Annotated in this window: 12 protein-coding genes; 8 read left to right on the forward strand and 4 right to left on the reverse strand. The window is 48.4% G+C overall.

The window, feature by feature from the left end; all coding sequences use genetic code 11:
- Positions 1 to 78: 78 nt before the first annotated feature.
- The 3 genes from A7K91_RS04745 to A7K91_RS04755 all read left to right on the forward strand — a co-directional run bounded on the left by A7K91_RS04745 (position 79) and on the right by A7K91_RS04755 (position 2524).
- Entirely contained in the window at positions 79 to 834 is a 756-nt protein-coding gene (locus A7K91_RS04745; protein ID WP_082967244.1) for a methionine ABC transporter ATP-binding protein, read from the forward strand.
- Positions 835 to 847: 13 nt separating this feature from the next.
- Positions 848 to 1522 carry a methionine ABC transporter permease gene (locus tag A7K91_RS04750; protein WP_068680320.1) on the forward strand — a complete coding sequence of 225 codons (675 nt, stop codon included), beginning with the start codon at positions 848 to 850 and terminating at the stop codon, positions 1520 to 1522.
- 153 nt (positions 1523 to 1675) lie between these two features.
- Complete coding sequence (locus tag A7K91_RS04755; protein ID WP_068680322.1) at positions 1676 to 2524, forward strand: MetQ/NlpA family ABC transporter substrate-binding protein; 849 nt, start codon at positions 1676 to 1678, stop codon at positions 2522 to 2524.
- A gap of 508 nt (positions 2525 to 3032) precedes the next feature.
- Here the strand turns inward: A7K91_RS04755 and A7K91_RS04760 are convergent.
- Positions 3033 to 4046: an SDR family oxidoreductase gene (locus A7K91_RS04760; protein ID WP_068680191.1), complete on the reverse strand. Its 1014-nt coding sequence runs from the start codon at positions 4044 to 4046 to the stop codon at positions 3033 to 3035.
- A gap of 228 nt (positions 4047 to 4274) precedes the next feature.
- Here A7K91_RS04760 and A7K91_RS04765 point away from each other — a divergent pair, with 228 nt between their 5' ends.
- The 3 genes from A7K91_RS04765 to A7K91_RS04775 all read left to right on the forward strand — a co-directional run bounded on the left by A7K91_RS04765 (position 4275) and on the right by A7K91_RS04775 (position 7195).
- Positions 4275 to 5171, forward strand: coding sequence for a DoxX-like family protein (locus A7K91_RS04765; RefSeq protein WP_068680193.1), 897 nt, complete (start codon positions 4275 to 4277; stop codon positions 5169 to 5171).
- 10 nt (positions 5172 to 5181) lie between these two features.
- On the forward strand, positions 5182 to 5862 hold the full coding sequence (locus tag A7K91_RS04770; RefSeq protein WP_068680195.1) for a DUF4166 domain-containing protein: 681 nt from the start codon (positions 5182 to 5184) through the stop codon (positions 5860 to 5862).
- 76 nt (positions 5863 to 5938) lie between these two features.
- On the forward strand, positions 5939 to 7195 hold the full coding sequence (locus tag A7K91_RS04775) for a mechanosensitive ion channel family protein (protein ID WP_068680197.1): 1257 nt from the start codon (positions 5939 to 5941) through the stop codon (positions 7193 to 7195).
- A gap of 115 nt (positions 7196 to 7310) precedes the next feature.
- Here the strand turns inward: A7K91_RS04775 and A7K91_RS04780 are convergent, their stop codons facing one another.
- A complete protein-coding gene (locus A7K91_RS04780) occupies positions 7311 to 8264 on the reverse strand; it encodes a helix-turn-helix transcriptional regulator (RefSeq protein WP_068680199.1) in 954 nt (317 codons plus the stop codon).
- A gap of 246 nt (positions 8265 to 8510) precedes the next feature.
- On the opposite strand from A7K91_RS04780, the gene A7K91_RS04785 reads away from it, so the two are divergent.
- Positions 8511 to 9389, forward strand: a complete 879-nt coding sequence (locus tag A7K91_RS04785; protein WP_082967234.1) for an NAD(P)-dependent oxidoreductase — start codon at positions 8511 to 8513, stop codon at positions 9387 to 9389.
- 41 nt (positions 9390 to 9430) lie between these two features.
- Positions 9431 to 9937 (forward strand): hypothetical protein, encoded by a 507-nt coding sequence (locus A7K91_RS04790; protein ID WP_068680204.1) that lies wholly within the window; start codon positions 9431 to 9433, stop codon positions 9935 to 9937.
- A gap of 142 nt (positions 9938 to 10079) precedes the next feature.
- Here the strand turns inward: A7K91_RS04790 and A7K91_RS04795 are convergent, their stop codons facing one another.
- Together A7K91_RS04795 and A7K91_RS04800 are read right to left on the reverse strand one after the other, a co-directional pair.
- The gene (locus A7K91_RS04795) at positions 10080 to 11606 is read right to left on the reverse strand and encodes a M56 family metallopeptidase (RefSeq protein ID WP_068680206.1); all 1527 of its coding nucleotides are present in this window, start codon (positions 11604 to 11606) and stop codon (positions 10080 to 10082) included.
- A gap of 5 nt (positions 11607 to 11611) precedes the next feature.
- Complete coding sequence (locus A7K91_RS04800; RefSeq protein WP_068680209.1) at positions 11612 to 11974, reverse strand: BlaI/MecI/CopY family transcriptional regulator; 363 nt, start codon at positions 11972 to 11974, stop codon at positions 11612 to 11614.
- Between the last annotated feature and the right edge of the window lie 111 nt (positions 11975 to 12085).

A 12085-nucleotide genomic window follows, 5' to 3' on the forward strand; every position in this document is an offset into this window, starting at 1 on the left:
GATGTAAAAGCTATTTGTAGAATGCAAATGCGACTTGTCTCTAGGATGCAAATGCTACATGAAAGGGAGGGGTGCTCCATTTTAACGTTGCATGGGGTTAGCAAGGGGTATGGTCCTTCCAGGCAGCGGGTGCAAGCCGTACATCCTTTATCGCTGAACATCAGGCAGGGAGATATACACGGCATTATTGGCGCTAGCGGCGCAGGCAAATCGACGCTGCTGCGGCTGATGAATCGACTGGAGGACCCGGACGAAGGCGCAGTTCTGCTGGATGGCGTTGATCTGATGCAAATGAAGGAGCCTGAACTGAGGGAGGCTCGCCGAAGCATCGGCATGATCTTCCAGCATTTTCACCTGCTAGGCAATAAAACGGTTGCCAAAAATATCGCTATTCCGCTTGAGCTGGCAAAGCTGGACAAGCGTGAGCGCAGCAACCGTGTGCTGGAATGCCTTGGCATGGTGGGGCTGCTGGATAAGGCGGAGCAATACCCCGCGCAATTAAGCGGCGGGCAGAAGCAGCGCGTAGCCATCGCAAGAGCTTTGGCGAATCGGCCGAAGGTGCTGCTCTGCGACGAACCAACCTCCGCGCTTGACCCGCACACAACTAACGAAGTGCTGGAGGTGCTTCGGACCATCAACCAGACATTTGGATTAACGATTATTATCGTTACCCATGAGCTGGAGGTAATCAGATCCATTTGCCACCGGGTATCCATGATGGAGAACGGAAAGCTTCTTCGCACGCTGGAGGTTGATTCCGCAGGGCTGGCGCAAGCGGCGGAGCTTTTTAGCGGGGCCTTCGTCCGAAACAAAGGAGATGAGCCTTTTGCTTGAGCCATTGCGCGGCATGCTGGCTGATGTAGTCGCGGCCGTCGAGAAATATCACGTTCAAATGTGGGAAGCCATCGGAGAAACCTTTGTTATGGTCGGAATTGCTACGCTGGCGGCGCTGCTGTTGGGTTTGCCGCTGGGCACGCTGCTTTATTTGTGCCGCCCAGGACAACGATTCCAGAATCGCTGGTTTTTTGCGCTGTTGAACGGTCTTGTCAATGTCATTCGATCGTTTCCGTTTCTGTTGTTTGTTGTGTTTATGATCCCGGTTACCCGCTGGATTGTCGGCACGTCGCTGGGAACGCTGGCAGCGTCGGTTCCGCTTGCCTTTGTTGCTGTAGTCTATTACTCCCGTCTGGTGGAGCAAGCTTTGCTCGATATTCCAAGGGGGATAATCGAATCGGCCGTTTCGATGGGGGCGACCAAGCTTCAACTCATTTACAAATTTTTGCTTGTTGAAGCCCGTTCCGGACTTGTGGTGGGAATGACGACCTCTATTATCAGCTTTATTTCCTATTCGACGGTTATGGGGATTGTGGGCGGAGGCGGAATCGGGGATTTTGCGATCCGCTACGGCTATCAGCGGTATGAAACCGTCATTATGGTTGTAACGATTGTGATTATGATTATTTTGGTGCAAAGCATTCAGCTTACGGGAAATTGGATATCTCGCTTAATCGACAAGAGGTAATATGTGATCGGTAAAATCAGAAAAGATAAATAAATGGATACGGGGGCAATCAACGTAATGAAAACTTCAATGCAACCAGCTGTGAATGAAACAATGAAAAAAATACAGCAGAGCTCACTGAACAAATCGCTGAAGCCATCAATGAAGCAATCAATGAGTCAATACCTGAGGACGAGCGTTTTGCTGCTTGCCATATTGCTTATAGCGGCTGGCTGCGGTCAAGGAAACGGCAAGCAAGAAGGGGCGCAAGGCGGAGCAGTAACGGATGCGCCTAAACAAGAGGAAACGCATATCAAGGTAGCTTCGCTTATTCCTCCAATGACAGAGGTTTTGGAGCTGGTAAAGCCCAAGCTGGAGGAAGAGGGAATCCATATGGAAATCGTGGTGCTCTCCGACAATACACAGCCCAATACAGCGCTGAAAAATAAAGAAGTGGACGCTAACTTCTTCCAACATACGCCTTACATGAAAAGCTTTAATGAAAATAACGATGCTACGCTGGCGCCAGTGCGGGAAATTTACCATGCCATTTACGGAGCTTACTCCAAGCGTTACGCCAGTATTGAAGAGCTTCCTGACGGAGCGAGCATCGGAATTGCCAATGATCCGGCGAACACGGGACGTACGCTGGCTCTGCTGGACAAGGCCGGCTTGATCAAGCTTGCGGATGGCGTTGGTTACAACGGCACAATGGAGGATATCGTAGACAATGCCCGAGGGTTTAAATTTCAGGAGGTCGATTTGCTGATGCTTGCCCGCGTTATTGACGACTTGGACTTGGTTGCCATGTACCCCGCTTACGCTAAACCGTTGAATTTGACTCCTAAGGACGCTCTAATCGTAGAGGGCGAGGAATCGCCTTTCGCCATTACGCTGGTTGCGCGCGAGGACAACAAAGACTCTGCTGCAATTCAAAGATTGGCTGAGCTGATGACAAGCGAAGAGGTAAAGACCTTTTTTGAAGAGAACTACAGCGATAGCGTAATGCCCGCCTTTAAATAAGAGTGAGGTATGTTCGAAAGCGTCTTTTGTACGATGCTTCGTATAAAAGGAAGAGTTTTCGAGTGTTATTTCGGTCATTTGTACGATTCGTCATACAAAATGGCGGCTGCCAAGCAATGGGGCTTAATATTTGTATGATTCTTCGTACAATATGTATTCATTATCGTGGACGCAGCGAAATTTTGAGTGAAATATCGTACAAATCCCTAAGAACATAACAAAAGAGTTGGGGCGGAAACGTAAAGGGGGTGGAGTGGAAACGTAAAATGTTCCCTCCATCCCTTTTACTGTACAACGTAATAAGATCTTTTTTTGGAGCTTGGATAAAAGAGCTTTAAGCCAAAGCACTTAAAGGATTGGATGCTTCATGTTAAATGCTGCGTGTTAAGCGTTTCGAGTTAAAACTTTTAAGGTTAAGCGCTACGTGTTAAATGCTTCGGGCTTACACTTTTAGGGTTAAAAACTACGTGTTAAACGCTTCGGGATAAAGCTCTTAGGGTTAAACGTTTCAGGTTAGTGACTTTGCGGCGTTGTCCATTGTCTCGACAATCCGATCGCACCACAGATCAAATTCCGGGTCCTCGGTCTGGAGAGCGGGATTGGCCAATATATGCCGGACCGTTTCCTTAATGCCTTGATCTAGGCGAGTTGTAGCGACAAATTGCGGTACCAGCCGCTTTAGCTTGCTGTTGTCGAACACGACGGAGTTGGCTTTGTCGCCCAGCAATCCTCCCCGGAAGTCATAAGGGCCCGCTGCAGCAAGAAAGTGGGAAGAGACATGTACGGCATTGAGCTTGACGCCGAGCGCATCGGCGATGATTTCATAGATTTGATTCCAGGTGACGGTTTCGTCCGACGTAATATGGACGGATTCACCGATAGCATGAATATTGCCCATCAGTCCAATAAAGCCTTTTGCAAAATCACTATTATGCGTCATGGTCCACAAGGAGGTGCCGTCTCCATGTATAATGACGGGTTTGCCCTCCAGCATTCGTTTGGCCACCTGCCATGATCCCTTGTTGCCATGCACGCCTAGCGGAATGGAGCGCTCGTCATAGGTGTGGCTTGGGCGAACAATCGTAATCGGGAAACCGTCCTCGCGGTAACGGTCGATCAAATATTGCTCGCAGGCTATTTTATTGCGGGAGTACTCCCAATAAGGATTGGACAGAGGCGTGCCTTCTGTTATGCGATAGTCGGACAACGGCGTTTGATAGGCGGAAGCGGAGCTGATGAACAAAAACTGCTTGGTCCTTCCCTGAAAAAGGCGGAAGTCCCGTTCCAGCTGTTCCGGGCGAAAAGCGATGAAATCCGCTACAACGTCAAACTGATGTCCTTCCAGCAGCGAAGCAACTTGGTCCTCGTCGTTAATATCTGCTTGAATAACATGAACGCCTTGGGGCAAAGCAGCATTTCGGCTTCCTCTGTTAAGGAGATATAGCTCGCAGCCTTGCTCCGCGAGTTGTTTCGTAATAGCTGAGCTGATAATCCCTGTTCCACCAATAAAAAGCGCTTTCATAATATGCACCTCCGCATAGGCTATACTTTTGGTAGGATAAGCTATTATTCATCTTACCATGCCAGCCGCGAGAGGTAGGATGAGATTTTTATAAGATTATGTTGAAAAAATTGCGATAGGCAAGGTCATCGTGTATAGTCTATAAAAAATAAAGGTTAATAAAAGAGTTGGATAACGATCAAACGAATCCTCTTTTGCGAGAGGGAGGACATGCAGGGGGGGACATGCATGGGTGAAAAAGTATATGTGGAGACCAGGATCGAAGCTCCAATAGAAACATTGTGGGAATATACGCAATCGCCCCATTTGCATCAGCAATGGGATCTTCGTTTTTCCGAAATTTCGTATTTGCCAAAGGAAAAGGAAGAGGACCGGCAAAGGTTTCTATACCGGACCGTTATTGGTTTTGGCATCAGCATCGCGGGCGAAGGAGAGTCTTATGGTACGCGCGAGCGGGACGGCATCCGAACCTCTACCCTCAAATTCGGCACGGACCAGCGTCTTTCTTTAATACGTGAGGGGAGCGGCTTCTGGAGATATGTGCCTGACGGGGAAGGCGTTGTTTTTCTGACCCAATACGATTATCACACGCGATTTGGCGGGGCGGGTAGGCTGCTTGACCGGCTGGTGTTTCGTCCGTTGATGGGCTGGGCGACTGCCTGGAGCTTTGACGCCTTGAAGCTGTGGCTGGAGAAGGGCATTCATCCGGCCTCCTCTCTCTATCGTTTTATCCGTATGCTTTTGATCCGGGTTGTTCTCGCCCTGCTCTGGATGTATCAAGGCCTGGTCCCCAAGCTGCTGGTTCCCGATTCCGGGGAAATGGAGCTGATTTCGCAATTTTCATTTTTAGCCGGTTACGAGAGGGCTATGCTGACCGGTATGGGCATTGCCGAAATCGTTTTTGGATTGTGGCTCCTTTGCTGCAGAGGCCGCAAGCTCCATTATCTCAACCTTGCCTTGCTGGCAGGGCTGCTGTTAAGCGGGCTGGCCTCCCCCGCCATTTATGTTGCGCCGTTTAACCCCGTTACGCTTAATCTCGCCATGATGGCTTTATCGGCTCTTTATGTATTGGAGCGGGAGCCGACGCCAAGCGCTAAACATTGTATCCGAAAACCAAAGAACTGAGGTGATCGCCTTGCAATCCATTTATACGCGCGCATTGGGAAAGGATTTTGCCAAGCTGCATCCGAAAATCCAGAGGAGATTTGGCTTTAGCAGCAAGGACGGCATCGCTTCAATCGGCACGGGGGTGATGGAGAAGGTTTGGTATAGCAAGTGGTATACGCTGCCTTTCCTGTATATCGGGACATGGCGCAACATTTTATTTCCGCAGCGGGGCGGGCAGATTCCGTTTACCATTGAAAATTACGCCTACAAGGATTCATTCGGGAGGGAAACGGTCACTTGGGTGCGAACCTATCATTTTCCGAATAAAACAAGGCGGTTTGACGCTACTATGATCTACAGCGAGCAGAAGGGCAAAATTATTGATTATTTAGGCACTCATCAGCATTTGGCCGTTGACATACAGATGGAGCCGACCCCGTCCGGGGCTATGAAGCTACGCTCCGGAGCGCAATACTTCTATGAAGGGCCCATTGCATTTGCGTTTCCGATGCTTCTGTCAGGTTATGCGGATGTCGTTGAAGCCTATGACGAAGATACCGGTAAATTCCGGATTGACGTTACGGTCCGCAATCCTGTGTTTGGCCCTATTTTTGGGTATAGCGGCAGCTTTGATGTGAGCTATGTGCCTCTTGGCGAGAAGGGAATACCGGAGCATGTAAAGCCTGTGCGGGAAGAGCGCAGGGAATAAATCAGATGATAAGGCATGTCTTAAAACTCGCAACTGCGGAATTTCAGACACGTCCAGGAACAGCATGGAGGGAATTATGGATTTTATTCAACAATGGATTGAGGATTTAGGAGCGGATTCAAAATGGGCGGGGCATTTGGCGGATATTATTCTTTTTATAGGCATTTTGCTTTTGTGCGTACTCGCCAACTTTATCACCAAAAAAGTGGTGTTAAAGGTCATTACCCATCTGGTTCACCGCAATCGTTACCAATGGGATAACTACCTGCTGGACCGCAAGGTGTTCCACAAGCTTTCGCATATCGTGCCGGCTCTCATCATTTCTTATACTTCGTATCTGTTTCCAGACTATCAGACGCTTATTGTAAAAGGCGTTACGCTGTATATGATTGTTGTGGTATTGCTGGTTATCAATGCCTTTTTGAATGCGATCAATGATATTTACGTGACATTTGAAATTTCCAAGGCGCGGCCGATTCGAGGCTACATTCAGGTCGTCAAAATTTTCATTTATATTGTTGGCGGAATTTTGCTCATCGCTAATTTGATCGGGCAAAGTCCGGTTATTCTGCTAAGCGGCATTGGCGCCTTGTCGGCGGTTATTATGCTCATTTTTAAAGATTCCATCTTGGGTCTCGTGGCGGGCGTTCAATTAACCTCCAACGATATGGTGCGCGTCGGCGATTGGATCGAAATGCCGAAGTATGGAGCAGACGGGGACATTATTGATATTTCCCTAAACACCGTCAAGGTGCAGAACTGGGACAAAACGATTACAACCGTCCCCACGTATGCGCTTATTTCGGATTCCTTCAAAAACTGGAGAGGCATGCAGGCGTCCGGCGGGCGTCGCATTAAACGCTCCGTTTTTATGGATACAAGCAGCATCTCCATCTGTACGCCGGATATGATTCTGAAATTCAAGCAAATTCAATATCTTAAGGATTATATTCAGCAAAAAGAGGCGGAAATCGAACAATACAATAATGAAAACCAGATAGATCGCACCAATCGGGTAAACGGGCGGGCGCTGACGAATATCGGCGTGTTTCGTGCCTACATTCAGCGTTATCTGGAGCAGCATCCCAAAATCCATAAAGGCATGACCTGCATGGTTCGCCAGCTCCAGCCGGAGGAGACGGGACTTCCGATTGAAATTTATGCGTTTACCAATGATACCGCCTGGGCTGTCTATGAAGGCGTGCAATCCGATATTTTCGATCATATATTGGCGGTTGCGCCGGAGTTTGGTTTAAGGGTTTTCCAGAACCCGACGGGGTACGATATGAAAAGCGCTTTTCAAGGGGAGCGGCCTGAACGGGGCGTTCTGTGAGGAAAGACGTTTAGGATAAACGATAACATCTGGTAGCATCGGACCCAGGCTTTAGCAAATAAGTCCAGGTCCGTCGCTGCGGCCATAAAACGGTCTTTATAGGCAAGTTTCATCGTCAGTTCTGATAGAATTTGAGCATTTGTTGGAGCTTCTCCTGAATAAGGCTTCTTAACCCGGCAGGCTGGCAAACGTTGGCTTCGGCACCAAGCCCCAAGAAGAAGTGAACGGCCCATGACTGATAAGAAGGACTGATGGAGCGCCTTATAAGCCCTGAACCATCCTCGAAAGTTTGAATAGAAGAAGATAACCATAATTCCGATTGGCAACGTCTTACGCCTTCAGCAGTCAGATGGACTTCAAGCTTAAGCGTATCTGTCTCATCCATCCTCATAATCCACGGTCGTATATTCTCATTCTCCGTTAATTTAGTAGTCTCAACATCATCCTTTTGCGGGAGATCAACCAGCTCTTGAACCCTGTCTACCCTAAACACCCGATGGTCCTGTGCCAGTTCACAGTATGCTTGACAATACCACAACCCGTTCATCGTATAAAGTCCAATGGGATGAATGATTCTTTCTTTGCGTTGGGACGCTTCATAAATAATTTGAACCGGATGCGGCTCCAATGCGGCATCCAGTAATCCTTTCAGGTGTGGCAGCTCCAATTGATGTGGAGGAACCCAAAATACAATTTTTTGCTGCATATAATCAATCTTCTGTTTCAGCTCTTTCGGAAGGTAATGATAGAACTTGTGCAAAGCGCTGTTTACCTCATTATCAAAAGGGAGCTGTCGATAGTTCATCAAGGATTGACCTGCAAGAAATAATGCTGTTGCTTCGTGCTCTGTGAATAGTATGGGCGGAAGCACCTTGTCACGCAGCACCCGGTAACCTCCACCGGGTCCGGGTTGCGAATATAAGGGGACACCGAGCTCGCTTAACCCCATAAGATCGCGGATCATCGTCCGACGGGATACGCCGCATTCATCGGCCAGCTCCTGAATGGTAAAGGTTTTACGTTCATTTACCAACATGATGAGTTGGATAAGACGTTGTGCTTTGTTCATAGGTGGCTATAGCTCCTGTATATATTTTAAGGGATCTAAATAATTAGTGCCATTAGTTGTCACTATTATTTCGTATACTGGACCATGTAGTCAAGCAAATCCAATTTGCGTTGAACTGAACAGCGAAAGGAATGGATATGAGATGGAGAAAACAGCTAAAAAGGTAATGGATCAGATGGCAGAGATGAACAATAAAACGGATGAGGTGCTTGAACGGGTTATGCGACACTTGATGCCAGCACAAAAATGGGGGAGTATCGCATGAAAAAGATTACGATTATAGGACTTGGATCAATGGGAAGCGCGATAGCGCATGTTTTGCTGGATAAGGGATATCAGGTTTATGTATGGAATCGTTCCTCCGATAAAGCGCAAGAAGTTGTTCAAAAAGGGGCGCATTTTGGGTCAACTGTTGATGAAGTTATCCGTGCTAGTACAACAACGATTCTCTGTTTGTCGGATTACGAAGCGTCCTATGAAGTTCTTGTTCATTTGGACGCTCACTCGGCCCTTGCAGGACGTGCGGTGCTGCAATTAAGCACAGGAAGCCCGCAGCAGGCAAGAGATCTCGAAGCATGGATGCTTGCCAAGGGAGCCAGTTATCTGGATGGAGCCATCGCAGCATCGCCTTCGCAAATAGGACAACCGGAAGCGGCCATATTTTTTTCTGGCGCAAAGGCTGCTTATGATGAGAATACAGATATTATTAATAGCTTGGCAGGATATGCTCCATTTCTTGGAGAAAAGGTTAGTGCGGCTTCCACAACAGATTTGGCTTTTCTTGCCTATTTGTTTGCGGCATATATTGGCTTTTTTCATGCAGCGCGTATCATGGAGTCGGATGGCCTGGAGGTCAACGGTCTGGGCCAGCTGATTGCGAGCATCTCGCCCATGATAGGGGATGTAATGAAGTACGAAAGCGAAGTTATCCATACTGAACAATATGCAAAGCCCCAAACATCAATTAACACCTGCATGGTCACCATTAAATTGCTGCAGCAGCAGGCTCGGGAAGCCGGAATTAATAATGACTTGCCCGCATTTGCCGAGAGGATGTTCAGCCGGGCGATAAAAGAAGGTTATGGAAACGAAGAAGTTGCCGCGATTGTGAAGACGCTCAGGTAATAAAGGGTTTTCCGAGCAAGCGGAAAGGCGGTGGATGAACTGTGGAGAGTCCTCAGGTTAAGCAAGCTTTAAGGGCTATTTCTTTTGAGGAGTATGTGCAAAAGGGAACATTGCCGCGATGTTTCCCCGAAGGTATGTCTATTACGCTGGAACAGGCAAATGTGGCGGCCGACGAGGTATGGGAAGATGGCGGCGCGAAAGTGTTCAGCTTCAATTACGAGGGATATTCAGTGAACATCACTTTTTGTTGCGACAGCGCTGCTTACTTATTCGATAGCGTGGACATTTGGTCAGGTACGGAGGCCGGCGCATCGAAGTTTGGTCATCTATATACCTTGGAGGGTGCCAGGGGGCTTGCGGGACAACTAGGCATAAATCTATTAGGGTTCCAGATAGAGGATGAATATGTCGGCCTGTTCCCTAGCGCCGTTACGGTGCATTACCTGAAGCGTGGAAATAAATGGAATCTCGTTAAGGCGGCAGGAGCTTACCGTAGTTATGAGGATACTCTTGCCAGCCTGCAAAGGATAGCAAACGTTTGCGATTAACTAAAAACGGGGCTGTCCGAAAAGTCAATCGGAAGTAATCATTATTCAGCAGAGAGGACCGGAGGGGAAGGGTTTTGCTGAATAATGATTCATCGTAACGGGCCTTTCGGGCAGTCCCATTCGTTTTCTATAGACATATTTGTTATCTCGCTTGATCAAAAATCCGATAGACATCCTCCGTGTTGTCCGAATGGGAACGGCGTACAAGCTCCAGGCTTTTTATGCTCCAGTCGCTGTCTGCACGCAAGTAGAAGAACGAGTCCCCATGTTCAACGATGGCATCGCCAATCAGCTTTGTCTGGAAATCAGAGTATTTGGTGCTGTATTCAGCATACTTCCCGGTATCAGACAGAGATTCACCCTTAAATAACGGCTTTGGCTCTCCTGAAAAGGTGCCGATACGCGACGATTTTACATCCAATACATGTGTAAAGTCTGATACAGCTCCTGTGGCCGCATCGCTCCCCAAATATACTGCGTTTCCGTTGTCCGAAGCTGCCGCGTGAAGAAAAGGGATTCCTATGTTTTGCTCCTTCAGCTCGTCAGATGAAATACGACTGTGTATTTTACGGTTCTCTATGTCGTACACCAGCAATCCGAATGTACCCTGCATAATAGCCCTCGTCCCATCCCCATACATCAGCCACGGCATTTCTGCGCCAATGTTCATTTGTTCAATATCGGATAAATCCAATGGACGAGGCGCCATCTCAGCTCCGCGTGATCCAACGGGATCGGTCAGGAGTCCGAAGCAGAGGGTTATCAGCACAAGTGTTGCAAGGGCTAGCGCCCAGCCCCCGGTTTTTTTATAGCGCAACACATTTTTTATTCTGTCCTTCGTATCGCCTTCTCCAAAAGCAAGCGGCGCTCCGCCTATCCTTCGATTGCTCGTCGCAAGCGTTAAAAGCGAAGAGGAATAGTCCTTTTTTACATCATGCCCAAGACGTTTGATAACCGCTTCGTCGCAGGACATTTCCATATCCTTTGCGCTTAAGAAAAAGGCTAGCCATACAAGGGGATTAAACCAGTGGATGCACAGTGCCAGAAACGCCACTAGCTTAATGATAGGGTCAAAGCGCCTGATATGGGTTTGCTCATGCAGTAAAATATAGCTTCTCTCTTTATCGGAAAGATGCGCCGGCAAATAAATGACTGGACGGAAAACACCCATAACAAACGCCGTATGAATTCGGTTGGAAGTATAAATATTTTCACTGCAGTGAACCGCATCCTTTAGGCAGTTTCGCAGCTTAAGTAGGCTGATGAGGCTATAAAGCAGCAATGCGGCAAAGCCGATTACCCAGATAAGACCGCCGGTAAAAATCCATAACTGCAGCGGGTCCGCGCTGGCATAAGGCGCAGAAGGAGGAAGCGAGGTCTCCAAACCCGCAGGAGCCGCGGGAATCACGGCAACAGCTTCTGTCGGGACGGCCGGCAGAGCCATGCCGGTAATACTCCCCGTAACGGATGCTGTCTTAAGCGGCAACAGACTGGCAACGCTCTCCAAGGAAACGGGAAAAAGGAGCCGGACCAGCACGACGCTCCACAGTGCATAGGCAAATATTTTTGGCGCCCTTTTCAGAAGCAGGCGGGCGGCGAGCACAACCAGAATAACCATGCTTGCAGTAAAGCTCATATCGAGAGTTTGCAAAAATAATTTTTCAAGCATGGCGGTTATTCCTCCTTATGCTCGTCAATCAGCTTTTTAATTTCACTAATTTCTTTGGCGCTCAGCTTCTTTCTGCGGGTAAAAGCCGCCAAAAATTTCGGCAAGGAGCCTCCGAAGCTTTCATTCAAAAGCTGTTCGCCCTGCGCGGCGCCAAACTCGGCTTTGGACATCAGCGACGTGACTGTGCCGCCGTTGTTGGCAAAGATGCCGCGGTCGCATAAACGCTTGAGCATCGTATAGGTGGTGGTGCGCTTCCACTCAAAGGCTTCGGCGCATAATTCGGTGAGGGTGCGCGAGCTGACCGGCTCATGTTCCCAGATGATATCGGCAAATCGTTGCTCCAGCTCGCCTAGTTTGTACGGTTCCATAAGCATTTCTCCTGTCGTATGTCATTAGACTAAACTCAGTCTAACGAAATTAGACAACTGTGTCAACAGCAAAAGCGGCATGGGCTGGAGCCGTGCAGACGGATGAAGACA

Origin of the sequence: Paenibacillus oryzae (assembly GCF_001675045.1) — a bacterium.
In the GTDB taxonomy this organism is placed as follows: domain Bacteria; phylum Bacillota; class Bacilli; order Paenibacillales; family Paenibacillaceae; genus Pristimantibacillus; species Pristimantibacillus oryzae.